The sequence below is a fragment of the Actinomadura coerulea genome, from assembly GCF_014208105.1.
Lineage (GTDB): Bacteria > Actinomycetota > Actinomycetes > Streptosporangiales > Streptosporangiaceae > Spirillospora > Spirillospora coerulea.
This window is the reverse complement of sequence record NZ_JACHMQ010000001.1, coordinates 2,507,627-2,530,426: the sequence shown is the minus strand read 5'-3', so window position 1 is coordinate 2,530,426 and position 22,800 is coordinate 2,507,627. Positions and strand designations below refer to the sequence as shown.

Sequence of the window (22,800 nt, the reverse complement as noted above, 5' to 3'; positions counted from 1 at the left end):
CGCCCGAGGGCGACGCGCTGACCTGGCAGACCGGCGACGCCATGGCCACCGAGGACACCTACGCGCTGTGCCGCTGCGGCCGTTCGGCGGCCAAGCCGCTGTGCGACGGAACCCACCGAGAGATCGGCTTCCGTGAGGCCGGGCCCGGCGCAGAGCCCCGCCCGGCCGGTGACGGGGGCACCACCGAGAAGGGGAGGAAAGCATGAGCAGGCACGTTCTGGAACCGGCGGCGCAGGAGTTCGCCGAAGCCGCCGCCAAGCCGCCGCTGCTGTACGAGCGGGGTGTGGAGGGCGCGCGCAAGCTGCTGGACGACGTCCAGTCCGGCCCGGTCGAGATGCCCGAAGTGCAAGAGAAGTGGCTGACGGTCCCAGCCGGGGCGGGGGACGTGCGGGTGCGCCTGGTCAGGCCGCCTGACACGCCCGGGACGCTGCCGGTGGTCCTTTACGTCCATGGTGGCGGATGGGTCCTGGGCAATGCGGGCACCCACGACCGCCTGGTCCGCGAACTGGCGACCGGCGCCGGTGTCGCTGTGGCGTTCGTGGAGTACGACCGCTCGCCCGAGGCCCGCTACCCGGTGGCGATCGAGCAGGCCTACGCCGCCGCGCAGTGGATCACCGGCGACGGCGCGGCCGAAGGACTCGACGCGTCCCGCATGGCGGTGGCGGGTGACTCGGTGGGCGGCAACATGGCCGCCGCCCTGGCGATCCTGGCCAAACGGCGCCGCGACGTCCACTTCGTGCACCAGTCGCTGTACTACCCGGTCACCGACGCCGCCCAGGACACCGCCAGCTACCGCGAGTTCGCGGACGGACCGCACCTGACCGCCAAGGCCATGGCCTGGTTCTGGGACGCCTACACCACCAGCCCGGAGGAGCGCGACGAGATCACAGCCTCACCTCTGCGCGCCACCCTGGGCGACCTGGCCGGCCTGCCGCCCGCCCTGGTCATCGTGGACGAGAACGACGTCCTGCGCGACGAGGGCGAGGCCTACGCCCGCCGCCTCACCGAGGCGGGCGTCCCCACCACCAGCGTCCGCTACAACGGCACGCTCCACGACTTCATGATGCTCGACCCCGTCCGCGATACCCACGCCGCCCGGGCGGCCACCGCCCAAGCCATCGCGGTCGTCAGGACCGCTGTGCACACCGGAAAGGGAACATCATGAGCACCTCCGAGAAGCCCGTCGTCGTCCTCGTCCACGGAGCCTTCGCCGAGTCGGCCAGCTGGAACCGCGTCATCCAGCGCCTGCACGGCCGCGGGCTGCGCGCCGTCGCGGCGGCCAACCCGCTGCGCGACCTGGCGGGCGACGCCGTCTATGTCCGGGACGTGATCCGCGCCGTCGACCGGCCGGTCGTCCTCGTCGGCCACTCCTACGCCGGCATGGTGATCAGCCAGGCGGCGGCCGGCGAGCCGGCCGTCCGCTCCCTGGTCTACGTCGGCGCCTTCACCCCCGACCCCGGTGAGAGCGCCCTCCAGCTGTCGGGCAAGTTCGAGGGCAGCACGCTCGGTGAGGCGCTGGTGGCCTACCCGGTCGGGTCCGGCGGCAACGAGTTCCGGATCGACGAGGAGAAGTACCACCACCAGTTCTGCGCCGACCTGGACGCCGACGAGGCCGCCCTGATGGCGGCGACCCAGCGCCCGGTGACCGAGAAGGCGCTGACCGACGGGCTGGAGACGGACGAGCCGGCCTGGCGGACCCGGCCGTCGTGGTTCGTCTTCGGCGGGAGCGACCGCAACATCCCGGCCGAGGCGATCCGGTTCATGGCCGACCGCGCCTCCTCGCGCGGCACCCGGGAGATCCCCGGCGCGTCGCACGCCGTCGCCGCCTCCCAGCCCGACGCCGTGGCCGCCACCATCATCGAGGCCGCCGACCACGAGCAGGGCTGAGCGCCGGCCCGCGAGGGAGCCGCGCGGCGCCGGGCCGCCCCCGGTGCCGCGCGGCGGCTCGGCGAAGCCCGGCAGGCGGCGACGACCTGCCATTCCAGAAACTAAAAAGCGGAACTGTTGCACAGTGCAGGTCCGGCCTTTTCGGCTAACTGGGAATCTCCGCTGCCGTTACCCGTGATTTAGGTGCCTGGCTGGGCTTTCCTAGTATCGTTCCGTGGTGTCATGCACTGTTAGACGCGACACGCGAGATGGTGAATGCATGAGAACCGCGCGGCACGGCGATCACCCGCCTGACCGGGGATCGGCGCGCGAAATGCCGCCACCGCTTGGGCTGGAATGAGCATTCTTCTTGGAGAACGAGACCGGGCGGGCTCGCTCGACCGGGCCGCCGCCGCGTTCGTCGAGGTGAGGGGACGCCTGTTCGGCATCGCCCACCGGACGCTCGCCGACCCCGCCGAGGCCGAGGACGTCGTCCAGGAGACCTGGCTGCGCTGGCAGCGGACCGAGCGTTCGGAGATCGGCAACCCGGCGGCCTTCCTGGCTCTGATCACGACCCGGCTGGCCCTCAACATCGCGCGGTCCGCCCGCGTCCGCAGCGTGACGCCCCTGGGGGCCGGGCTGCCCGAGCCCGTCGACCCCGGCGCCGATCCCGCCGTCGGGGTCGAACGGGAGGAGGCGCTCGGACACGCCCTGCTGATGCTGGTGGAGAAGCTCACCCCGGCTCAGCGGGCGGCCTACGTCCTGCGCGAGGCCTTCGTCTACCCCTACGAGCGGATCGCCGAGATCATCCAGGTCAGCCCGGTCTGCGTCCGCCAGTTGGTGAGCCGCGGCCGCAGGCACCTGGGCACCGCCCGGCACGAGCCGATCGGCGCCGGCGAGCACCGGCGGCTCCTCGCGGCCTTCCTCGACGCCGCCCGGAAGGGGAACCTGGTGGTGCTGGAAGAGCTCCTCGCGGCGGACGTCGCAGGCGCCTCGGACCATCCCGCCGGCTCCAGGGCGGCCTGAACCCGGAGGCGGGGCCGCGCGGACCTGACGGTCGCTCATCGTGATCGACCGATCACTTCTTGTGTGACGGCGTGGAGGGGACTCGTCCTGCGAAGGGGGCACCCGGCCGTGTCGGCTCGCGACGCCTTCACCGGGGATGAGGGGACCGAGCGGGCGAGTCCAGGGTGAGGCACGGTGCCAGCACTCCACGACCTTCTCCAGCGCTTCCGCCCTGCCGGGGCGTCGCGGCCGCCGTCCCCTCGGAGCACCGGGCCGCGGAGGACGAGCTGGAACCGGTCTTCGCCCGGCTGGAGGAGGCGGAGCAGGAGCGGCGGCGCACCGTGGCGGCGGCGCACGACCTGGCGCGGACCCTCACGGGGTCGGCTCGCGAGCAGGCGGTCGGCCTGGCTCGGGCGGGTCTGCGACGGGATGGGGCAGCCGCTCGACGGCGGCCCGCCGGTGCTGGGCGGCGCCGCCGCCCCCGTCGCCGGGGTCCCCCTCAACCCGTGCACCGCGAGCCGCCCGCCGAGCCGGTGCTGACCGGGATCTCCGCCATCGACGCGCTCACCACGCTCGCCCGGGGCCAGAAGCTGCAGGTCTTCTCCCGCGCGGGCCTCCCGCACCTGGAAACCTCTACAGCGACCTGGCCTCCCTCTACGAGCGCCGCGGCCGCGTCCGCGGACGCCCCGGATCGGTCACCCTCGTCCCCGTGCTGACCATGCCCGGCGGCGACATCACCCGCCCCGTGCCCGACCTCACGTGCTACATCACCGAGGGGCAGATCGTCCTGTCCGCCGACCTGCACGCGCTCGGCGCCTACCCGCCCGTCGACGCGCTGGAGTCGCTGTCGCGGCTCATGCGCAAGGCCGCCGGGCCCGGCCGCACGCGCGCCGACCACCTCGACGTCGCCGCGCAGACGACGGCCGCGCTCGCCGGAGCCCGCCGCGCCCGCGAACTCGGCGAGTTCATCGGGGCCGGCGCCTCGGGCGGCACCGACCGCCTCTACCTCGACTTCGAGCGCGCCTGCCGGCAACCCCTCATCTCCAGGGCAGGACGGAGTCCCGCCTGTTGAGCAGACCTTGGACTGAGCAGACCTTGGACAGGGCCTGGCAGGCGCTCGCGACGTCAAGTTCCGCCAAAACTCCCCGAGCAGGCGCTTTGCTCCATGCGCTCCTGGAAGGAAGACGACCATGGGCGACGTCGCTTTCGTTCTGCTGACGGTGGCGGTCTTCGTCCTGCTCGCCCTCGTGGTGAAGGGGCTGGAGAAGCTGTGACGGCCGAGAACGCGATCGGTCTCGTGCTGGCCGCGCTGCTGACCGTTCTCCTGATCATCGCCCTGCTTTTTCCGGAGCGTTTCTAGATGAGCCCGACCGCCGCCGGAATCATCTTCCTCGCCTCCCTCCTCCTCGCCCTGGCGGCGGTGCACCGGCCGCTGGGCGACTACATGTACCGGGTCTACACGGGCACGGGGCACGCACGCGTCGAGCGGATCATCTACCGGCTGACCGGGGTCGCGCCGGACGCCGAGCAGACCTGGCCCGTCTACGCGCGCAGCGTCCTGGCGTTCTCGGTCGTCAGCGTGCTGTTCCTCTACGGGCTCCAGCGGGTGCAGGACCGCCTCCTTCTCAGCCTGGGGTTCGACCCGGTCAAGCCCGGCCAGGCCTGGAACACCGCGGTCAGCTTCGTGACCAACACCAACTGGCAGTCGTACGCGGGCGGGTCGACGATGGGCGACCTGGTGCAGATGGCCGGCCTGGCGGTGCAGAACTTCGCGTCCGCCTCCGTCGGCATGGCGGTCGCCGTCGCGCTGGTGCGTGGCTTCGCCCGCAGGCGGACCGGCCACCTCGGCAACTTCTGGGTCGACCTGGTCCGCGGCACCCTGCGCATCCTGCTGCCCGCCGCGTTCGCCGCCGCCCTCGTGCTGGTGGCGGGCGGGGCGGTGCAGAACTTCTGGGATCCGGCCCACCACGTGGTGCGCACGATCGCCGGCGGCGCCCAGACGCTGACGGGCGGGCCGGTGGCGAGCCAGGAGGCGATCAAGCTGCTCGGGACGAACGGCGGCGGCTTCACCAACGTCAACTCCGCGCATCCGTTCGAGAACCCCGCCGCCTGGACGAACTGGCTGGAGATCCTCCTGCTCCTGGTCATCGCGTTCTCGCTGCCGCGCACCTTCGGCCGGATGGTCGGCGACAACGGGCAGGGCCACGCCCTCGTCGCGGTGATGGCGACGCTGGCGATCGTCAGCGCCGTGCTGATGCAGGTCTTCCAGCTCATGCACCACGGCACGGTCCCGACGGCGGTCGGCGTCGCGACGGAGGGGGTGGAGACCCGGTTCGGGGTGCCGGACTCCGGCGCGTTCGCCACCGGCACGACGATGACGTCGGCGGGCGCGACGGACTCCTCGCACGACTCCTACACCAGTCTCGGCGGCATGGTGGCGATGGTCGGCATGATGCTCGGCGAGGTGGCGCCCGGCGGCGTCGGCTCGGGCCTGTACGGGATCCTGATCCTGGCGGTCGTCACCGTGTTCGTGGCGGGGCTGATGGTGGGCCGCACCCCCGAGTACCTGGGCAAGAAGATCGGATCCCGGGAGATCAGGTTCGCCGCGCTGTACTTCCTGAGCACACCGATCCTGGTACTGGCCGGGACGGGAGCGGCGATGGCGACCGGCGACGGCAGGGCCGCGATCCTGAACCCCGGGCCCCACGGCCTGTCGGAGGTGCTGTACGCGTTCACCTCGGCGTCCAACAACAACGGCTCGGCGTTCGCCGGCCTGACGTCCGGCACCCTCTGGTACGAGACGGCGCTGGGACTGTGCATGGCCTTCGGCCGGTTCCTCCCCATGATCTTCGTACTGGCGCTGGCGGGGTCGCTGGCACGCCAGGGCCGCGCCCCCGTCTCGGAGGGCACGCTGCCCACGCACCGGCCGCAGTTCGTCGGGCTGGTCGTCGGCGTCACCGTCGTCCTCGTCGCCCTGACCTTCCTGCCCGCGCTGGCGCTGGGACCGCTCGCCGAAGGCCTCCACACATGACCGCGCGGGTCCGCCGATCGGCAGGCCCCCCGCCGCGGGCGCCGGAACGGCGCGGCGGCAGGGACCGGGGCGGCCTGCTCGACTGGAGGCAGGTGCTGAGGTCCCTCCCGGGCGCCGCGGCCAAGCTCGACCCGCGCACGCTGTGGCGCAACCCCGTCATGCTGATCGTCGAGGTCGGCGCGGTGTGGACCACGGTCCTGGCGGGCCTGCGCCCGAGCGCCTTCGCCTGGCTGACCGCGGTGTGGCTGTGGCTGACCGTGCTCTTCGCCAACCTCGCGGAGGCGGTGGCCGAGGGCCGCGGCAAGGCGCAGGCGGATTCGCTGCGCAGGGCGAAGACCGACGCCGTGGCCCGCCGCCTGCTCGACTGGACGCCCGGTCAGGAGCGGGTCAGGGAGGAGGCGGTCACCGCCCCGGAGCTGAGGGAGGGCGACCACGTCGTCGTCGAGGCGGGGCAGGTCGTTCCCGGCGACGGGGACGTGGTCGAGGGCATCGCGAGCGTGGACGAGTCGGCGATCACCGGGGAGTCGGCGCCGGTGATCCGGGAGTCGGGCGGGGACCGCTCGGCGGTGACGGGCGGGACGAGGGTGCTGTCGGACCGCGTCGTCGTGAGGATCACCCAGCGGCCGGGGGAGTCGTTCATCGACCGGATGATCGCGCTGGTGGAGGGGTCGAGCCGGCAGCGGACGCCGAACGAGATCGCGCTGAACATCCTGCTCGCCGCGCTGACGATCGTCTTCCTGCTGGCGGTGGCGACGCTCCAGCCTCTGGCGATCTTCTCCAAGGCCGTCAACCCCGGCGTCGCCGACACCCTCGCCCTGGACGCCCACGGTGTCACGGGGATCGTGCTGGTGTCGCTGCTGGTGTGCCTGATCCCGACGACGATCGGGGCGCTGCTGTCGGCGATCGGCATCGCGGGGATGGACCGGCTCGTCCAGCGCAACGTCCTGGCGATGTCAGGGCGCGCCGTCGAAGCCGCGGGCGACGTGAGCACCCTGCTGCTGGACAAGACCGGCACGATCACCCTCGGGAACCGGGAGGCGGCGGCGTTCCTGCCCGTCCAGGGCGTCGGCGAGGACGAGCTGGCCGACGCGGCGCAGCTGTCGAGCCTCGCCGACCAGACCCCCGAGGGCCGCTCGGTGGTCGTGCTGGCGAAGCGGCGCTACGGCCTGCGGGAGCGCTCGCCGGGGGAGCTGTCGCAGGCGCGGTGGGTCCCGTTCTCGGCCCAGACCCGGATGAGCGGCGTCGATCTGGGCGAGCCGGGGGACCGGGGGCCGGACCGGATGCTGCGCAAGGGCGCGGCCGGGGCGGTCGCCGACTGGGTCCGCCGGCGGGGCGGGACCGTGCCCGCCGAGCTGAGCCGCGTCGTGGACGGAATCTCCGCCTCCGGCGGCACTCCGCTGGTCGTCGGCGAGGTCGCCGTCGGCGCGGCGAGGGTCCTCGGCGTCATCCACCTCAAGGACGTGGTCAAGGCGGGGATGCGGGAGCGGTTCGAGGAGATGCGCCGGATGGGCATCCGGACGGTCATGATCACCGGTGACAACCCGCTGACCGCCAGGGCGATCGCCGACGAGGCCGGCGTGGACGACTTCCTCGCCGAGGCCAGGCCGGAGGACAAGCTCGCCTTGATCAAGAAGGAGCAGGAGGGGGGACGGCTCGTCGCCATGACCGGGGACGGCACCAACGACGCCCCGGCGCTCGCCCAGGCCGACGTCGGAGTGGCGATGAACACCGGCACCTCCGCCGCCAAGGAGGCCGGGAACATGGTGGACCTGGACTCCGACCCCACCAAGCTCATCGAGATCGTGATGATCGGCAAGCAGTTGCTGATCACGCGCGGGGCGCTGACCACGTTCTCCATCGCCAACGACATCGCCAAGTACTTCGCGATCATCCCGGCGATGTTCGCCGGGCTCTACCCGGGACTGGAGGCGCTCAACGTCATGCGGCTGCCCAGCCCGCAGTCGGCGGTCCTGTCGGCCGTGGTGTTCAACGCGCTGATCATCCTCGCGCTGATCCCGCTGGCACTGCGCGGGGTGAAGTACCGGCCGAGCAGCGCCTCCCGGCTGCTGTCGCGCAACCTCCGCGTCTACGGACTCGGCGGCATCGTCGCGCCGTTCGCCGGCATCAAGCTCATCGACCTCGTCATACGGCTACTACCGGGGATGGCGTGACATGTCATATCCGACCTGGGCCCGGCAGCACCTGGCCGCGCTGCGCGCCTTGCTCGTCCTGACGGCCGTGTGCGGCGTCGCCTACCCGCTCGCGGTGTTCGCGGTCGCGCAGGCGCCCGGCCTCCGGAGCCGCGCCGGCGGCTCGACCGTCACCCTGCGCGGCCGGACGGTCGGCAGCGCCCTGATCGGCCAGTCCTTCACCGGCAAGGACGGGACACCGCTCAGGTGGTACTTCCAGAGCCGCCCGTCCGAGGCCGGCGACGGATACGACCCGACCTCGACGGCCGCGAGTAACCTGGGTCCCGAGGACATCGTGGACACCCTGCCCGGCCCGGAGGCGGCCACGGCGGGGGAGAGCGGCAGGCGGAGCCTGCTCACCCGGGTCTGCTCGCGCAGCAAGGCGGTCGGCGACCTCGAAGGCGTCAGCGGTGCCCGCCCGTTCTGCACTCCGGGCGGGGTCGGAGCGGTGCTGGCGGTGTTCGGGCGCCGTACGGCCGACGGCACCGTCCCGCGCCCGACCCGGGTGGTCAGCCTGAACGAGGAGCAGGGCGTGGTGAAGACGCCGTTCATCGCCGCCTACAAGGGCGTTCCCGTGCGGCCGGCCCGGTCTGGCGAAGACTACGCCGACGGCCTGGTCGTCCCCGTGAGGGGAGGCGCCCCCGCCGATCCGCCCGTCCCGGCCGACGCGGTCACCGCCAGTGGCAGCGGCCTGGACCCGCACATCTCGCCCGCCTACGCCGCCCTCCAGACCGGCAGGGTCGCCCGGGCCCGCGGCGTCGACTCCGGCCAGGTGAGGTGGCTGGTCGAGGACAGCACCGACGGCCGCGACCTCGGCTTCATGGGCGAGCCCCGGGTGAACGTCCTCAGGCTGAACATCGCGCTGGACCGGCGGTACCCGGTCCGCGGCTGACCCCGCGAGGGGCCCCGGCGACTGGAGGTGTGATGGGACGCGGCAGGTTGCGCGTCTACCTGGGCTCGGCGCCCGGGGTGGGCAAGACCTACGCGATGCTCGCCGAAGGCGGCCGCCGCGCCGGTCGCGGGACCGACGTGGTGGTCGGCTTCGTGGAGACCCACGGCCGGCCCCGCACCGCCGCGCTCCTGGAGGGGCTGGAGATCGTCCCGCGCGCCGCCGTCTCCTACCGCGGCGCGAGCTTCACCGAGATGGACACCGGCGCCGTCATCGCCCGGCGCCCGCAGGTCGCGCTCATCGACGAGCTGGCCCACACCAACGTGCCCGGCTCCCGGCACGCCAAGCGCTGGCAGGACATCGAGGGGATCCTGGACGCCGGCATCGACGTGGTCACCAACGTCAACATCCAGCATCTGGAGTCGGTGAACGACGTCGTCGAGCAGATCACCGGCGTGCCGCAGCGCGAGACCGTCCCGGACGAGGTGGTCCGCCGCGCCGACCAGGTCGAACTCGTCGACATGACGCCCGAGGCCCTGCGCCGCAGGATGGCCCACGGCAACATCTACCCGCCCGAGAAGATCGACGCCGCGCTCGGCAACTACTTCCGGGCAGGCAACCTCATCGCCCTGCGCGAGCTGGCGCTGCTGTGGCTGGCCGGCAAGGTCGACGACCAGCTCGACCGCTACCGCGCCGACCACGGCATCGCCGGCACGTGGGAGACGCGCGAACGCGTCGTCGTGGCGCTCACCGGCGGGCCGGAGGGCGACACCCTGATCCGCCGCGCCGCCCGCGTCGCGGCCCGCACCAAGGGCGCCGACCTGCTGGCCGTCCACGTCGCCCGCAGCGACGGGCTGGCCGGCGTGAGCCCGGCGAACCTGACCCGGCAGCGCGCCCTGGTGGAGAGCCTCGGCGGCGGCTACCACCAGGTCGTCGGCGCGAACGTGCCGGACGCGCTGCTGGACTTCGCCCGCGGCGTCAACGCCACCCAGCTCGTCCTCGGCGCGTCCCGGCGCGGAAGGATCGCGCAGCTGTTCTCGCCGGGCGTCGGCGTCACGACGACGGCGCGGTCCGGGTCCATCGACGTGCACCTCGTCACGCACGAGGAGATCGGCCAGGGGCGCCGCTGGAGGGCGCTGCGGGCGGCGGGCCTTCCGTCCGTCCGCCGCTACGCCGGGTTCGCGCTGGCCGCGGCCGGGCTGCCGCTGATGGCGCTCCTGCTGGTGCGGCTGCGCGGGCAGGTGCCGCTGGCCAGCGACATCCTGCTCTTCCAGGCCGCGGTGGTCGGGGTGGCGCTGGTGGGCGGGCTGTATCCCGCGCTGTTCGCCGCGATCGGCGGCTCCCTGCTGCTGAACTACCTCTTCACCCCGCCGACCGGGCATTTCACCGTCGACCGGCCCCAGGGTCTGCTCCAGCTCGTCGTCTTCGTCGTGGTGGGAGTGACGGTCAGCACGGTCGTGGACGTCACCGCCCGCCGCGGCAGGGAGGTGGCCGGGGCCCGCGCCGACGCGGAGGTGCTGTCCACCCTCGCGGGGGACATCCTGCGCGGGGAGCGCGGCGCGGTCACCGCCCGCGGGGGCCCCTATGACGCGCTCGGCGGCATCCTCGAACGGCTCCGCGAGACGTTCGCGCTGACCACGGTCACGCTGCTGGAGCGCGACCCCGCCGCGCCGGTGACCCCCGACAGCCTCCGCGACCCGGACTGCTGGGACATCGTCGCCAGCACCGGCGGCGAGCCCTGCGCCTGCCCGGACGCCGGAGAGGCCGACATCCTGGTCGAGGACGGCACGCTCGCCCTCGTCCTGCGGGGACGGACCATGCCCGCCTCGGACCGGCGCGTCCTGGAGGCGTTCGCCGCCCAGGCCGCCGTCGCGCTGCACCACGGGCGGCTCGCCGAGCGGGCCCGGCGGGTCCGGCCGCTGGAGGCCGCCGAGGAGATGCGCACCGCGCTGCTCACCACCGTCAGCCGCGACCTGCGCGCCCAGCTCGCGTCCGCGAGGGCCGCCGTCGAGAGCCTGCGCGGCCCGGACGCGTCCCGGGCCGGCGGGCGCCGCGGCGAAGCGGCCGACACGGCCGCCGACTCCCTGGCCCGGCTCGACCATCTGGTGGCCGACCTGCTGGACATGAGCCGCCTGCGATCCGGCTCGCTCGGCATCTCCCCGCGCCGGGTCGCCGCCGGGGAGGCCGTCCCCGGCGCCGTCGGCGGCGGCGACCGGGAGGCCGTCGAACTCCGCATCCCCGAGGGCCTGCCCGAGATGGTCGCCGACCCGGCCCTGCTGCGACGCGTCCTGGCCAACGTCATCGCGAACGCCGTCCGTTTCAACCCGCCGGGCGCGCCCGTACTCGTCACCGCCAGCGCCCTCGGCGACCGCCTGGAGATCCGCGTCGTCGACCGCGGGCCCGGCGTCCGGCCCGGCGACCGCGACCGCCTCTTCCAGCCGCTCCAGCGCGCCGGCGGCCGGGACGACGAGGCCGGCGTCGACCTGGCCCTCGCCCGCGGCCTCGCCGAGGCCATGGGCGGCGACCTCACCCCCGAGGAGACCCCGGGCGGGGGCCTGACCATGGTCCTCACCATGCCGACCCGCCCGCCGCGGCCGTCCGGGCGGCCACCCGGTGAGCCGGTAGATGAGCGGGCCGGGGACGTCTCCGGATCCGACCTGGCCGACCCTGTGATCGTCGACCGGGTCGCCGCCTGGCGCGACCGCATCGGCCACGGCAAGGACCGCCCGCCCCCACCGGACGGTCCCCGGCAGGGCTGACGGCGCGGCCCTACAGGCCAGGACCCGCCGATCTGGGGGGTCGCACCCGATGGCAAGGCAGCTCGCTGGCTGAGCGGCGAGGCCGCCCGCTGACCACGGCCGCCACCATGACGATCGCGGTGGCTCCGCCCAGCATCATGACCGCCGAGGGGGAGGTGCGGTCCATGACGACTCCTCCGGCCAGGGCACCGGTCGACAGCGTCGCCTGGAACGAGGCCGTGAACAGGACGGAGGCCGCCTCCGGGGCATGGGGGGCCGCTCTGGCGAACCAGGCCTGCGAGCAGACCGGGACGGCGCCGTAGCCGGCACCCCACAGGACGAGCAGCGCGACGGCGCCCAGGTCCCATCGCCCCAGGAAGGGAAGCGCCAGGGTGGCGAAGGCGATCAGGCCTCCGGCCACGCCGACGGCGGCCCGCGGATGGCGGGCCAGAGCCGTCCCCGCCAGGAAGTTGCCCAGGATGCCCGCGGCGCCGTAGGCCAGCAGGAACACCGTGATCAGCCCCGAGGACACGTGCGTCACGCGTTCGAGGAAGGGCGTGACGTAGGTGTAGGCGCCGAAATGCGCGAGGACGACCAGGACGGTCACCAGGAGCGCGAATCGCGTGTCGGGGCTCCGCGCCATGCCGCGCAGCGCGGTCAGGCGGGTGGCGTTCTCGGCGGGCAGCGGGGGAACGAGCACGGCGAGCGCGACGAGCACCGCCACCGACAGCAGGCCCATGACCGCGAAGCTGGTCCGCCAGCCCGCGAGGTCTCCGACCAGCGTCCCCAGCGGCACGCCGAGGACCGACCCCAGCGGGACGGCCGAGAAGACCACCGCCGTCGCCCGGCGCGTCGACCGTGCCGGGACCAGCCGGTCGGCCAGCCCCGCGCCGATCGACCAGAAGCCGCCGATGACCAGCCCCACGAGGACGCGCGAGACGAGCATCGCCCAGTAACCCGGAGCCGCGGCGGCGATGAAGTTCGCCGACGCCAGAAGGATCATGCAGGCGCACAGCATGAACCGCCGGTCGACCCGCGCCGTCGCGACGGTGACCGTGGGCGCGGCGGCGGCCGCGAGGTATCCGGGCATGGTCATCATCAGCCCGGCGGTCCCGTCGGAGACGGTGAAGCTGGTGCCGACGGACGTCAGCAGTCCGATCGGCAGGATCTCGGTGGTGACGATCGCGAAGATCCCCATCATCACCGAGACCACCGCAGGCCAGTTGGTCGCGGCCGACCGCGCTGACGTGGGAGAGCCGCCGGCCGAAGTGGCCACTGTGGACATCGGGTTCCGTCCTGTGAGGGGCATTCGTCGTGTGCGCCCACTCAACAGGCGTCATCCGCGCAGGTCTGGCAGGTTCGCGACGCCATGGTCCCGCCGCCGCTGGCCGACGACATCGTCTCCGGCCGGTCCACGCGGAGAACGGTCGCGGCGGACGGAGGGGGCGTCCAGGGCGTCGGTGCCGACGACCTTCCATCGCGGACGGCGGCGCGGACGCTTCTGTACCTATCGGTATGTACACTGGCCGGGTGAGTGCGAGGGAACGGCTGGTCGAGAGCGCGCGCGAACTGCTGTGGGAGCGCGGCTACGTGGGGACCAGCCCCAAGACGATCCAGCAGCGGGCCGAGGCCGGCCAGGGCAGCATGTACCACCACTTCGCGGGCAAGGAGGAACTCGCTCGCGCCGCCATCGACCGGACCGCCGAGGAGATGCGCGCCTCCGCCGAAGCGCGGTTGGCCGGTCCGGGCACGGCCGTCGAGCGCATCGCCGCCTACCTGCGCCGCGAGCGGGACGTCCTACGGGGCTGCCCCATCGGAAGGCTCACCCAGGACCCCGACGTCATCGCCGCGCCCGCGCTGCGCGAGCCCGTCGAGGAGACCTTCGCCTGGCTGAGCGCCCGGCTCGCGGCGGTGGTGCGGGAGGGAGTGGAGCGCGGAGAGCTGGAGCGTTCGGTCGACCCCGCCTCCACCGCGGCCGCGATCGTCGCCGCGCTCCAAGGCGGCTACGTCCTCGCCCGCGCCGCGGACGCCACGGAGCCCTTCGACCAGGCGATCGCGGGAATCATCGCGCTGCTGGACGCGCGCACCGTCCGCTGACCATCGGAGAAACGCATGCAGATATCCCGCGGACCCTTCGATGGCGTCCCTGCTCCGCCTGAGTGGTTCACCGGTGACGCCTGGATCGCGCCGGTGGTCGAACCCGGGGGAGGGGCGCGGACCCAGGTCGACAGTGTCCGCTTCGCTCCGGGGTGCCGCACCGTGTGGCACCGCCATCCGCTCGGGCAGGTACTGGTCGTCACCGAAGGCGCCGGGCGCGTTCAGCGTCGCGGCGGGCCGGTCGAGGCGATCCGGGCCGGAGACACCGTGCACATCGCGCCCGGTGAATGGCACTGGCACGGCGCTGCTCCCGACCGTCCCATGACGCATCTGGCCATCGAGCCGGTGCCGGACGACGGGAGTTCCACCGAGGCCGGCGAACCGGTCGGCGACGGTGAGTATCACGGGGGTCACGTGGAGGACGTCCAGCCGGTCGCCCGTAGGGTGCTGCTCGACCAGCTGCTGTCGCCACCCCGCGGCACGCACCGGGTCGAGGTCCGTCGCATCACCATCGCGCCCCGCCACGCGGCCGGACCCCATGTGCACAACGGGCCGGTGTTCGGCAGCATCGAGGCCGGGTCGGCCGTCTACCAGGTCGAAGGCGAAGCGGCGGCCGTCCTGCGGCCCGGCGACGTGTTCCACGAGCCCGAGGGCGTCCGGATCGCGCGCTTCGACGCCGAGGGGGACGGCGTGACGTTCCTCGGCTACTTCCTGCTCGGCGCCGGCGAGGCCGCCGAGATCGAGTTCCCCGGCCGCTGAGCGAGGGGCTCAGGCGTCCAGGCGCCTCAGCGCGGCGGCGAGCCGCTCCGCCGCCTCGTCGGCGACGGGCCCGAGGTCGGGGCGGTCGCTGACCGACACCATGACCTGCGGGTCCAGCGCCTCCACGACGGTGTCGTCGCCGTCGCCGCGCACCACGACGTTGCAGGGCAGCAGCAGGCCGATCCGCCGGTCGACGCCGAGCGCCCGGTGCGCGAGCCGCGGGTTGCAGGCTCCCAGGATGAGGTAGTCCTCCATCGTCTCGCCGAGCTTCTCGCGCAGGGTGGCCCGCACGTCGATCTCGGTCAGCACGCCGAAGCCCTGGTCCTTCAGGACGGCGCGCACCTGCTCGACCGTCTCGCCGAACGGCCGGCGCAGCCGGACGCTGATCGCGTAACCCATGATGCTCCCCCCTTGAAAATGCCTTCCCCCGGGCGGCACGGCCGACGCATCGACCCTCTGTATGCCCCTACCCGTATGACTCTCGGTCACGTTCGCAAGATGATCGAGGAGGGGCGGGACTGCGCCGATCTGGTCACCCAGCTGGCCGCGGTCTCCCGGGCCCTCGACCGGGCCGGCTTCAAGATCATCGCTACCGGGCTGGAACGCTGCGCCGCGCCGGAGAGGGCGGGCACCGCGCAGGCCGCCGCGGACCGCGCGCAGCTGGAGAGGCTGTTCCTCGCGCTCGCGTGAGACCGGCCGGCGCGCCGGGAGCGGTACCCGCCGGCGGGCCGTCAGTCCTCGATGGTGATGCCGAGTTCCGCGGCGAACGCGTCCAGGAGGCTCATGGCGTCGCCGCTCGCGACGATCGCCCCCTGGAAGGAGTCCAGGCCGGCGACGCCGCGCAGGTCGCAGCCGCGGAAGCGGACCGTCCTCATCGTGGCCCCGGAGAACTGGGCGCCGCCGAGCCGGCAGTTCTCGAACCGCACGTCGGTCATCTCGGCGGACTGGAACGTCGCCTCGGCCAGGTTGCAGTCGCGGAACACCACGTCCCGCAGGTGCGCGAACCTGAAGCCGGTGAGGTCGGCGCGGCATCCGTCGACCAGTACGTCCCGTAGCCCGCACTCGGCGAGCTGCATCCCCGTCATGCGCGCGTTGACGATCCGCGAGTTGAACATCCGCGAGTTGAACGCCCGCAGGTTCGCCAGGTCCGCGTCGCCGAACGCGCAGTCGGCGAACCCCGCCCGGTGCAGGACCAGCCCGGAGAAGCCGGTCTGAGTGAACCGGCAGCGCTCGAACTCGACGTCCTCGACACCGTCCGGGTCGTCCATGGAAAGGGCTTCCGGGCCGTACTCCAGCGACAGGTACTTCCCGTCGTGCCGGATATGCCGCTCCACCTTCCCCGCAGGCGTGAGCCTGCGGGGGATCTGCGGTGGCTTGGGCTCTCTCAACGGCGAGGCGGGGGTACGAGCGGGCATGCGGCCGACCCTACTAGCCGACGGCGCCGCGAATACGCCCGCCGGTGACGGCGGCCGGGTCCGGGCGGCCGCGCGTCAGCCCTGGGCGGTGGGACGATGATCAGCTCGTTGACGTCGACGCCGGCCGGCCCTCGGCGGGGTCGCCCGTGCACTGCACCATCGGCCACTCGGCGGTCGACTGGCAGATCACCACACTGCTTCGGTACGTGGCAGGCCGGACCATGGGGACGTTTCGGGCGGAGCGTGCGGGTAGCAGAGCGGCGGCAAGATCTGGATCCCGACGCCGGCGTGCGCGCGGCGGACGTGGTCGGAGGGGAGAACCGTGCAGGGAGCGTTGCAGGCCGGAGGATGGGGCCTGCTGGCCGGGTCGGCGCTGGTGATGGGGGCCCTGGTCGGCTTCCTCGTGCCGGTACCGGCCCCCATCGTGGCGAGTGTGATGGCGTTCGGCAGCGGCGTGCTGCTGTCGGCGGTCTCGTTCGATCTCATCGCCGAGGCGCACGAGAAGGGCGGGCTGACCCCGACGGCGATCGGTGCGGTGATCGGTGCGGTGCTCTACGCCGGCGCCAACGCCGTCCTGGCCTGGAGGGGCGCGCGGCACCGCAAGCGCTCGGGCGGGCAGCAGCCGTCGGAGGAGCAGCAGCCCGGATCGGGGAGTGCGATCGCGCTGGGCGCGCTGCTGGACGGCGTGCCCGAGTCCATCGTGATCGGCACGAGCCTGCTGGGCGGCGGCGCGGTCAGCCTGGTCACCGTGGTCGCGGTGTTCATCAGCAACGTGCCCGAGGGCCTCTCCAGCGCCTCGGGGATGCGCCGCGCGGGCCGCGGCCGCGGGTACGTCTTCGGGCTGTGGACCGGGATCGCGGTGATCAGCGCCCTGGCGGCGGTCTCGGGCTACACGGTGCTCGGCGGCGCCTCCGCCGGCGTCCTGGCCGGCATCACCGCGCTGGCCGGCGGCGCCATCCTCACCATGATCGCCGACACGATGATCCCCGAGGCCTACGAGGACACCCACCTGCTCACCGGCCTGATCATGGTGGTGGGGTTCCTGGCGGCGTTCGCCCTGTCGCACGCCTGACCCGCGCGGCCGCCTCAGGCCGCCGCGAGGGGACCGCCGGGCGCCTCCTCGGGCGGCCCGGCGGAGGCGTCCTCGGGCGGCCCGGCGGCCGGGGCCTCGTCGTGGACGACGACCTCGACCCCCGGCGCCAGGACCGCCGACCGCCCGGCGGCCAGGGCGCGGGCCGCGCGGTGGGAGGAGGCGACGTTCAGCCCCGCGCCGTGGAGGCGGACCATCAGCGCGGCCACGCGGACCTCCTCGGCGCTGTAGTCGCGGGCGTGGCCGGCGCCTTCGCCCGCCTGCGTCGCGCGCAGGTAGCCGGCGCTGGTCCACCGGTCGAGCTGCCGGTACGTCAGCCCGGGGAGCCGGTCGAGCAGTTCACCTGCGTTCACATGGACCTCCTGCAAGGGAGGTGTTCCCGCCCGGCGGGGTTCATGCGCGGCGGTGTTTCACGGGCGGCGGGGCCGGGTGTGAGGGGCCCCGCCTCGTGACCGGCGGTGTCGGGAGGCCCGGCCGCGGACGGGCATGTCGAGCGTCCCGGCCAGCGTGAGCAGGTCGGTGTCGCCGGCCACCGCGTAGTCACCCCCGGTCAGCAGCTCGCGCATGGCGGCCGGTGTCCAGGCGGACCGCCACGGTTCGTGCGCCATCGGGTCGGGCTGCCGGGACAGCCGCCTCAGCGCACGGGCTTCGGGTGCCAGGCGGCCGTGCGCGAAGGCCCGGGCCTGGCAGACCAGCACGGCGGTACGGCTTCCCTCGGTCCTGTCCACGTCGAGCGTCCCTCCGTTCACCGGCCGCCTGGCCGCCTGGACGACCGCGGTGCGCCGTACCCTCATGACGGTGCTGATCGATCTCATCACGATCGTCGTGGACGATTACGACGAAGCCGTCGAATTCTTCACCGGGGCCCTCGGGTTCGACCTGGTCGAGGACTCGCCCTCCCTCACGAACGACGGGCGCCCCAAGCGGTGGGTGGTCGTCCGGCCGCCGGGCGCCCGGACGGGCGTCCTGCTCGCCCGCGCCGACGGCCCGCGGCAGGCCGCCGTGGTCGGCGAGCAGGTCGCCGGGCGCGTGGGGTTCTTCCTGCGGGTGGCGGACTTCGACGCCGCCCGCGAACGCATGACGGCCGCGGGCGTCGAGTTCGTCACGCCGCCCCGCTCCGAGCCCTACGGACGGGTCGCCGTGTTCCTCGACATCGCCGGCAACCGCTGGGACCTGCTCGGTCCCGTGGAGGACCCGCCGCGGACCTAGCGGCCGGAACCGCGGGTGCGGAGGGCCGACAGCTCCTCGTTCATCGCGCGGAGGAAGCGCAGGACGAGCCGCAGCTCCTCCTCGCTGAACCCGCTCCGCGCCGCGTCGGTGCTCTCCGCCAGGGGGCGGAAGTACTCGCGTCCCATGGCCATCGCGGACGGCTCGTAGCGCAGGTGGACGACCCGCCGGTCGGCCGGGTCGCGCGTCCGGGTGATGTGGCCGAGGCGTTCGAGGCGGTCGAGGCAGGCGGTGACCGCGCCGGAGGTGACGTTCAGCTCCTCGCGCAGCCGCCCCGGCGTCATCGGCCGGCCGGGGGCGCGCAGCGGCGCGTCCATGATCGCGACCAGGGCCTGGACGTCGGTGGGGTGCAGGCCGCTGGCGTGGGCGAACTCGTGCGCGATCCGGTTGAACTCGGCGTTCATCCGGCGCAGCTCGACGGCGAACGTCCGGAGGCCGGCGGGACCCTCCGTCTCCTCCGCTCCCTCGGACATGCGGATAGATTACATTAACTCAATCATTGAGATAGTTAATGATTGAGCTATTTGTGGGTATGGCCGCCGCAGGCCGAACTCGCTGGAGGAACCGATGCGTACACCGCCGCGCCCCGTCCGCTGGGCGATCCCGGCCGTGCTGCTCCTGGTCTGGCTCGCCGTCGGTGGCGCCTTCGGCCCCTACGCGGGGAAGCTCGGCGAGGTCTCCACCAACGACCAGGCCGCCTTCCTGCCGCGCAGCGCCGAGTCCACCCAGGTCCTGCGGGCCCAGCAGGCCTTCGCCGAGAAGGAGACCATCCCCGCCATCGTCGTGTGGACGGTGAACGGCCGGGTCTCCGACGCCCAGCGGGACGCGGCGACCCGCGCGCTCGCCGGCCTGCGGGGCGCGCCCGGCACGCTCGGGACGCCGTCGCCGGCCCTGCGATCGGACGACGGCCGGGCGCTGGAGGGCGTGGTCCCGCTCAGGCCCGACCTCGGCGACGAGCTGCCGGCCGTGCTGGACGACGTCCGCGCGGCGGCGAAGACCGTCCCCGGGACGAAGGCGCAGATCAGCGGGCCCGCCGCCACCCAGGCCGACCTGTCGGACGCGTTCGCCGGGATCGACGGGCTGCTGCTGGGCGTCGCGCTCGTCGCCGTCCTGCTCATCCTCCTGCTGGTCTACCGCAGCGTTCTGCTCCCACTGGTGATCATCCTCGGGGCGGTGTTCGCGCTGGGCCTGGCATGCGCGGTGGTCTACGCCCTCGCCAAGAACGACATCGTCAGGGTCGACGGGCAGGTCCAGGGCATCCTGTCGATCCTGGTCATCGGCGCCGCCACCGACTACGCGCTGCTGCTGGCGGCCCGCTTCCGGGAGGAGGCGGCGGCGGGCCGGGACCGCTTCGCCGCCGGATGGGCGGCCGTGCGCGGATCGTTCGGCGCCATCGTCGCGAGCGGCGCCACCGTCGCGCTCGGACTGCTCGCGCTGCTGCTCAGCAACCTCACCAACAACCGGGCCCTCGGGCCGGTCGGCGCGATCGGCATCGCCTGCGCCGTCCTCAGCGCGCTGACGTTCCTCCCGGCGGTCCTCGTCGTGCTCGGCCGGGTCGCGTTCTGGCCCGCGAAGCCGAGGCCCCCGGCCGAAGGCGCCCATGGGGGGAGGGGCCTGTGGGCCCGCGTCGCCCGCCTGGTCGACCTGCACCCGCGCCGCGTCGTCGCCGCGACGGGCATCGCCCTCGTCGCCTGCGCCGCGTTCGCGCCGGGGCTGCGCGCCCACGGCGTCCCCCTGGACGAGACGTTCATCAACGACGCGCCCTCGGTCGCCGCGCAGCGGACGCTGTCCCAGCACTTCCCCGGCGGGTCCGGCCAGCCGGCGATCATCATCGCCGACGCGGCGCGGGCCCGGGCCGTGACCGAGGCCGCCGCCCGCACCGAGGGCGTCGCGGACGCCGCGCCCGTAGGCGCGTCCGGCCGCCCCGGCGGGCCGCCGAAGGTCGTGGACGGGCGGATCCGGATCGACGCGACGCTGAAGGCGGCCGCCGACAGCGACGCCGCGAAGGCCGCCCTCAAGCGCCTGCGCGCCGCCGTGCACGGCGTCCCCGGGGCGGACGCGCTGGTCGGCGGCTACACCGCGCAGCAGTACGACACCCAGCAGACCGCCGCCCACGACCGGACCGTCATCATCCCGGTCGTACTGGCGATCATTCTGGTCATCCTGGTGGTGCTGCTGCGCTCGCTGCCGCTGCCCGTCCTGCTCATCGCGACCGTCGCGCTCAACTACGTCGCCACGCTCGGCGTCGCGGCCCTGGTGTTCCGCCATGTGTTCGGCTTCACCGGCCTGGACGCCTCGGTGCCCCTCTACGGTTTCGTCTTCCTGGTGGCGCTCGGCGTCGACTACAACATCTTCCTGATGTCGCGGGTCCGGGAGGAGACGCGGCGCTGGGGCGTGCGCGAGGGCGTCCTGCGCGGTCTGACGGCGACCGGCGGAGTGATCACCTCGGCGGGAGTCGTGCTGGCCGCCACGTTCGCCGCCCTGGTCGTCATCCCGTTGTCGTTCCTGGCGCAGATCGCGTTCATCGTCGCGTTCGGCGTGCTGCTGGACACGCTCGTGGTGCGGTCCCTGCTGGTCCCGGCGCTCGTCCGTATGATCGGTCCCAAGGTGTGGTGGCCCGCCCGTTTCGCGCACCATCCGCAGGACGCGGGAACGGCCGAGACCGTGCGCTCCACCCCGGGAGACAGGTGACGAGGCGTGAGCAACACCTTCAAAGCCCTGGGGACGCCGGTGGGAAATCTCAACCTGTCCAACGGCGGGACCGACGTCTTCTTCGACGTGCTCACTCTCGCCGGGTGCGCCCTCGCGGAATCCGCCTGGGAGAGCAATCTCGTGCTGCTCTTCGCGGATGGGCATCGCATCGGCCGCGGTACGGACGGGTTCGATCTGAACGAGCTGCCGTGGACGGCGAACTGGCCGGCCGAGAAGGCGTTCCTGCTGCGCGTCGTCGACCTGGCGATGACACGTCACGGCTGGGACCTCCTCGCCTACCAGCCTCCGTTCGCGCCCGACTACCTGCGCCGGTACCGCGCGATGGTGGACGGATGGCGCGCGCCCATCCCGGTGAGGACTCCGGCGACGCGGCCCGACTGGACCGTCCCGCCGCCCCCCGAATACCTTGAGCGCTGCCCGAAGCACGCCCTCTACAACGGCATGCTGGGCTGCCGCCTCTGCGACCTGACCATCCAGCCCCTGCCCGAGTGACGGCCGGGGGAGTGGTCGGCGGAAACCGCCCGTTCAGTCGTCGGCGGGCCCGGGAGCGCCTGGCGAAGGAGTACAGGAAGGCCTTGGACGCCGCGTACCCGCCGGTCCGCCTGGACCGCCTCGGCCAGCGCCACCACCCCCGGGCGGTGCGCCAGCACGCCCCGGGCGAGCGTCGGGACGAACACCGCCGCGCCGATCCGGAGCGTGTCGGCGACCGTGGCCCTGGCCGGCGGCGCCTCGGTGGCCTGCGAACTCAGCTGGACAGCCGGCACATCGCTCCCTTCCGCCCCCGCGAGGCTCCCCGCCGAGGCACGGAGGACACCGGATCCGGGTACTTCTCAGGACTCGGTGAAGTCGTCCCGCGACAGCCCCTTCTCCGCCATCTTGTCCTCAAGCTCGGCGCCCAACTCGGTGCGCACGTCAGGCTTCGTCTTGCGCTCCTGCTCGGGCTTCACCTGGTCGGTGTCCTCGGTCTTCGGAGCGTTCTCCTCCGGCGTGGTCAACTCCGCCCCCTCGGTGTCGATCGAGTCGCCGGCTCCTCCGGCCACCGCATACGGCTACCCGGCCACACCCGGCTCTAACGACCACGGCCGCCGACCCTCGTCACAGGGCGGCGCCCAGGCGGCGCCAGGCGGCTCCCGCGAGCCGGGCGTGTTCGCCGCCCCGGCGCACCGGCGGCGGAGGAAGTGTCACGGCCGGACGCCACGATGGGCCGGACAGTCGAAGAGGAGGCCGGAATGTCGTACCCGAAAGAGCTCTACCACGGTGACGAGGGCGAGGTCAGCGGCACGATGTGGAAGGGCGGCTCCGCGCCCGACCTGCTGATCGGCACGCGCTCGAAGGTGCACTACCTGGCCACGGGCGAATCCACCGGCGGCCAGTACGGGCTCTACCGGTGGGACATGGCGGCCGAGCCCGGTCGCGGCGCGGGCGCGCACTTCCACAGGACGATGTCGGAGTCGTTCTTCGTCCTGTCCGGCACCGTCGCCCTCTACGACGGGGACCGCTGGGCCGACGCCTCGCCCGGCGACTTCCTGTTCGTCCCTCCGGGCGGTATCCACGCGTTCGACAACCCGCACGGGGCGGCTTCGATGCTGGTCCTGTTCGCCCCGGGTGCTCCGCGCGAGGCCTACTTCGAGGAACTGGCGGAGATCGTGGGGAGCGGGCGGCGGCTCAGCGAGGAGGAGTGGGCCGACCTCTACCACCGCCACGACCAGTACATGGTCTGAGGCGGGAGGCGAATCCGGGGAGGGGCGCGGAGGGCGGAAAGACTTCCCCCTCCATTCTCAA

26 protein-coding genes are annotated in these 22,800 nt (G+C 73.3%); 19 read left to right on the top strand and 7 right to left on the bottom strand.

Annotation, left to right across the window (positions count from 1 at the left end; all coding sequences use genetic code 11):
* Positions 1–17: 17 nt before the first annotated feature.
* From BKA00_RS40795 to BKA00_RS11660, 11 genes are all read left to right on the top strand, one after another.
* Positions 18–206, top strand: a complete 189-nt coding sequence (locus BKA00_RS40795; RefSeq protein ID WP_420829715.1) for a CDGSH iron-sulfur domain-containing protein — start codon at positions 18–20, stop codon at positions 204–206.
* The gene (locus BKA00_RS11700) at positions 203–1,165 is read left to right on the top strand and encodes an alpha/beta hydrolase (RefSeq protein ID WP_185024920.1); all 963 of its coding nucleotides are present in this window, start codon (positions 203–205) and stop codon (positions 1,163–1,165) included. Before BKA00_RS40795 ends, BKA00_RS11700 begins: the two co-directional genes overlap by 4 nt.
* Positions 1,162–1,887, top strand: a complete 726-nt coding sequence (locus tag BKA00_RS11695; RefSeq protein ID WP_185024919.1) for an alpha/beta fold hydrolase — start codon at positions 1,162–1,164, stop codon at positions 1,885–1,887. The genes BKA00_RS11700 and BKA00_RS11695 overlap by 4 nt, the downstream gene beginning before the upstream one ends.
* Before the next feature lie 336 nt (positions 1,888–2,223).
* Positions 2,224–2,892 (top strand): sigma-70 family RNA polymerase sigma factor, encoded by a 669-nt coding sequence (locus BKA00_RS11690; protein ID WP_185024918.1) that lies wholly within the window; start codon positions 2,224–2,226, stop codon positions 2,890–2,892.
* Positions 2,893–3,377: 485 nt separating this feature from the next.
* Positions 3,378–3,587: a hypothetical protein gene (locus BKA00_RS40385; protein WP_338072203.1), complete on the top strand. Its 210-nt coding sequence runs from the start codon at positions 3,378–3,380 to the stop codon at positions 3,585–3,587.
* Complete coding sequence (locus tag BKA00_RS40380) at positions 3,515–3,943, top strand: ATP synthase beta subunit C-terminal domain-containing protein (RefSeq protein ID WP_230299338.1); 429 nt, start codon at positions 3,515–3,517, stop codon at positions 3,941–3,943. Before BKA00_RS40385 ends, BKA00_RS40380 begins: the two co-directional genes overlap by 73 nt.
* A gap of 198 nt (positions 3,944–4,141) precedes the next feature.
* Positions 4,142–4,231, top strand: coding sequence for a potassium-transporting ATPase subunit F (locus BKA00_RS11680; RefSeq protein ID WP_185024917.1), 90 nt, complete (start codon positions 4,142–4,144; stop codon positions 4,229–4,231).
* The gene (gene kdpA / locus BKA00_RS11675) at positions 4,232–5,902 is read left to right on the top strand and encodes a potassium-transporting ATPase subunit KdpA (protein ID WP_185024916.1); all 1,671 of its coding nucleotides are present in this window, start codon (positions 4,232–4,234) and stop codon (positions 5,900–5,902) included.
* Positions 5,899–8,073, top strand: a complete 2,175-nt coding sequence (kdpB, locus tag BKA00_RS11670; protein WP_185024915.1) for a potassium-transporting ATPase subunit KdpB — start codon at positions 5,899–5,901, stop codon at positions 8,071–8,073. The genes kdpA and kdpB overlap by 4 nt, the downstream gene beginning before the upstream one ends.
* A 1-nt stretch (position 8,074) precedes the next feature.
* Entirely contained in the window at positions 8,075–8,983 is a 909-nt protein-coding gene (locus BKA00_RS11665; RefSeq protein WP_185024914.1) for a potassium-transporting ATPase subunit C, read from the top strand.
* Positions 8,984–9,015: 32 nt separating this feature from the next.
* Complete coding sequence (locus BKA00_RS11660; protein WP_185024913.1) at positions 9,016–11,739, top strand: sensor histidine kinase; 2,724 nt, start codon at positions 9,016–9,018, stop codon at positions 11,737–11,739.
* 10 nt (positions 11,740–11,749) lie between these two features.
* Here BKA00_RS11660 and BKA00_RS11655 read toward each other — a convergent pair whose 3' ends face one another.
* A complete protein-coding gene (locus BKA00_RS11655; RefSeq protein ID WP_230299309.1) occupies positions 11,750–12,919 on the bottom strand; it encodes an MFS transporter in 1,170 nt (389 codons plus the stop codon).
* Positions 12,920–13,248: 329 nt separating this feature from the next.
* On the opposite strand from BKA00_RS11655, the gene BKA00_RS11650 reads away from it, so the two are divergent.
* Both BKA00_RS11650 and BKA00_RS11645 read left to right on the top strand, forming a co-directional pair.
* Entirely contained in the window at positions 13,249–13,815 is a 567-nt protein-coding gene (locus tag BKA00_RS11650; RefSeq protein WP_230299301.1) for a TetR family transcriptional regulator C-terminal domain-containing protein, read from the top strand.
* A gap of 15 nt (positions 13,816–13,830) precedes the next feature.
* The gene (locus BKA00_RS11645; protein WP_185024910.1) at positions 13,831–14,574 is read left to right on the top strand and encodes a (R)-mandelonitrile lyase; all 744 of its coding nucleotides are present in this window, start codon (positions 13,831–13,833) and stop codon (positions 14,572–14,574) included.
* A 9-nt stretch (positions 14,575–14,583) separates the two neighbouring features.
* Here the strand turns inward: BKA00_RS11645 and BKA00_RS11640 are convergent, their stop codons facing one another.
* Positions 14,584–14,973: a DUF302 domain-containing protein gene (locus tag BKA00_RS11640; protein WP_185024909.1), complete on the bottom strand. Its 390-nt coding sequence runs from the start codon at positions 14,971–14,973 to the stop codon at positions 14,584–14,586.
* 99 nt (positions 14,974–15,072) lie between these two features.
* On the opposite strand from BKA00_RS11640, the gene BKA00_RS11635 reads away from it, so the two are divergent.
* Positions 15,073–15,264, top strand: a complete 192-nt coding sequence (locus tag BKA00_RS11635) for a metal-sensing transcriptional repressor (RefSeq protein ID WP_244993786.1) — start codon at positions 15,073–15,075, stop codon at positions 15,262–15,264.
* Between the two features lie 41 nt (positions 15,265–15,305).
* On the opposite strand, the gene BKA00_RS11630 is transcribed toward BKA00_RS11635, so the two are convergent.
* Positions 15,306–15,989 (bottom strand): pentapeptide repeat-containing protein, encoded by a 684-nt coding sequence (locus BKA00_RS11630; protein WP_185024908.1) that lies wholly within the window; start codon positions 15,987–15,989, stop codon positions 15,306–15,308.
* Positions 15,990–16,311: 322 nt separating this feature from the next.
* On the opposite strand from BKA00_RS11630, the gene BKA00_RS11625 reads away from it, so the two are divergent.
* Complete coding sequence (locus BKA00_RS11625; RefSeq protein ID WP_185024907.1) at positions 16,312–17,061, top strand: ZIP family metal transporter; 750 nt, start codon at positions 16,312–16,314, stop codon at positions 17,059–17,061.
* 14 nt (positions 17,062–17,075) lie between these two features.
* On the opposite strand, the gene BKA00_RS11620 is transcribed toward BKA00_RS11625, so the two are convergent.
* Complete coding sequence (locus BKA00_RS11620) at positions 17,076–17,432, bottom strand: MerR family transcriptional regulator (protein WP_185024906.1); 357 nt, start codon at positions 17,430–17,432, stop codon at positions 17,076–17,078.
* 57 nt (positions 17,433–17,489) lie between these two features.
* On the bottom strand, positions 17,490–17,873 hold the full coding sequence (locus tag BKA00_RS11615; RefSeq protein ID WP_185024905.1) for a hypothetical protein: 384 nt from the start codon (positions 17,871–17,873) through the stop codon (positions 17,490–17,492).
* Between the two features lie 4 nt (positions 17,874–17,877).
* Between BKA00_RS11615 and BKA00_RS11610 the strand changes: the two genes are divergently transcribed.
* Positions 17,878–18,288 (top strand): VOC family protein, encoded by a 411-nt coding sequence (locus BKA00_RS11610; protein WP_185024904.1) that lies wholly within the window; start codon positions 17,878–17,880, stop codon positions 18,286–18,288.
* Here BKA00_RS11610 and BKA00_RS11605 read toward each other — a convergent pair.
* Positions 18,285–18,779: a MarR family winged helix-turn-helix transcriptional regulator gene (locus tag BKA00_RS11605; protein WP_185024903.1), complete on the bottom strand. Its 495-nt coding sequence runs from the start codon at positions 18,777–18,779 to the stop codon at positions 18,285–18,287. The two genes, BKA00_RS11610 and BKA00_RS11605, sit on opposite strands and share 4 nt — an antisense overlap.
* A gap of 94 nt (positions 18,780–18,873) precedes the next feature.
* Between BKA00_RS11605 and BKA00_RS11600 the strand changes: the two genes are divergently transcribed.
* Together BKA00_RS11600 and BKA00_RS11595 are read left to right on the top strand one after the other, a co-directional pair.
* Positions 18,874–20,997, top strand: a complete 2,124-nt coding sequence (locus tag BKA00_RS11600) for an MMPL family transporter (protein ID WP_185024902.1) — start codon at positions 18,874–18,876, stop codon at positions 20,995–20,997.
* Between the two features lie 6 nt (positions 20,998–21,003).
* Complete coding sequence (locus BKA00_RS11595; RefSeq protein WP_185024901.1) at positions 21,004–21,510, top strand: hypothetical protein; 507 nt, start codon at positions 21,004–21,006, stop codon at positions 21,508–21,510.
* Between the two features lie 338 nt (positions 21,511–21,848).
* Here BKA00_RS11595 and BKA00_RS11590 read toward each other — a convergent pair whose 3' ends face one another.
* Positions 21,849–22,058, bottom strand: a complete 210-nt coding sequence (locus BKA00_RS11590) for a hypothetical protein (protein ID WP_185035381.1) — start codon at positions 22,056–22,058, stop codon at positions 21,849–21,851.
* Between the two features lie 189 nt (positions 22,059–22,247).
* On the opposite strand from BKA00_RS11590, the gene BKA00_RS11585 reads away from it, so the two are divergent.
* Positions 22,248–22,739, top strand: a complete 492-nt coding sequence (locus BKA00_RS11585) for a cupin domain-containing protein (RefSeq protein ID WP_185024900.1) — start codon at positions 22,248–22,250, stop codon at positions 22,737–22,739.
* Positions 22,740–22,800: the final 61 nt, after the last annotated feature.

What these genes read in the sequence shown, in the direction of transcription:
- BKA00_RS11630 (WP_185024908.1), bottom strand. Translation starts at nt 15,989, where the DNA reads ATGCCCGCTCGTACCCCCGCCTCGCCGTTGAGAGAGCCCAAGCCACCG.
- BKA00_RS11600 (WP_185024902.1), top strand. Translation starts at nt 18,874, where the DNA reads ATGCGTACACCGCCGCGCCCCGTCCGCTGGGCGATCCCGGCCGTGCTG.
- BKA00_RS11660 (WP_185024913.1), top strand. Translation starts at nt 9,016, where the DNA reads ATGGGACGCGGCAGGTTGCGCGTCTACCTGGGCTCGGCGCCCGGGGTG.
- BKA00_RS11690 (WP_185024918.1), top strand. Translation starts at nt 2,224, where the DNA reads ATGAGCATTCTTCTTGGAGAACGAGACCGGGCGGGCTCGCTCGACCGG.
- kdpA (WP_185024916.1), top strand. Translation starts at nt 4,232, where the DNA reads ATGAGCCCGACCGCCGCCGGAATCATCTTCCTCGCCTCCCTCCTCCTC.
- BKA00_RS11615 (WP_185024905.1), bottom strand. Translation starts at nt 17,873, where the DNA reads ATGAGGGTACGGCGCACCGCGGTCGTCCAGGCGGCCAGGCGGCCGGTG.
- kdpB (WP_185024915.1), top strand. Translation starts at nt 5,899, where the DNA reads ATGACCGCGCGGGTCCGCCGATCGGCAGGCCCCCCGCCGCGGGCGCCG.
- BKA00_RS11605 (WP_185024903.1), bottom strand. Translation starts at nt 18,779, where the DNA reads ATGTCCGAGGGAGCGGAGGAGACGGAGGGTCCCGCCGGCCTCCGGACG.
- BKA00_RS11585 (WP_185024900.1), top strand. Translation starts at nt 22,248, where the DNA reads ATGTCGTACCCGAAAGAGCTCTACCACGGTGACGAGGGCGAGGTCAGC.
- BKA00_RS11640 (WP_185024909.1), bottom strand. Translation starts at nt 14,973, where the DNA reads ATGGGTTACGCGATCAGCGTCCGGCTGCGCCGGCCGTTCGGCGAGACG.
- BKA00_RS11635 (WP_244993786.1), top strand. Translation starts at nt 15,073, where the DNA reads ATGATCGAGGAGGGGCGGGACTGCGCCGATCTGGTCACCCAGCTGGCC.
- BKA00_RS11665 (WP_185024914.1), top strand. Translation starts at nt 8,075, where the DNA reads ATGTCATATCCGACCTGGGCCCGGCAGCACCTGGCCGCGCTGCGCGCC.
- BKA00_RS11700 (WP_185024920.1), top strand. Translation starts at nt 203, where the DNA reads ATGAGCAGGCACGTTCTGGAACCGGCGGCGCAGGAGTTCGCCGAAGCC.
- BKA00_RS11695 (WP_185024919.1), top strand. Translation starts at nt 1,162, where the DNA reads ATGAGCACCTCCGAGAAGCCCGTCGTCGTCCTCGTCCACGGAGCCTTC.
- BKA00_RS11655 (WP_230299309.1), bottom strand. Translation starts at nt 12,919, where the DNA reads ATGATGGGGATCTTCGCGATCGTCACCACCGAGATCCTGCCGATCGGA.
- BKA00_RS11645 (WP_185024910.1), top strand. Translation starts at nt 13,831, where the DNA reads ATGCAGATATCCCGCGGACCCTTCGATGGCGTCCCTGCTCCGCCTGAG.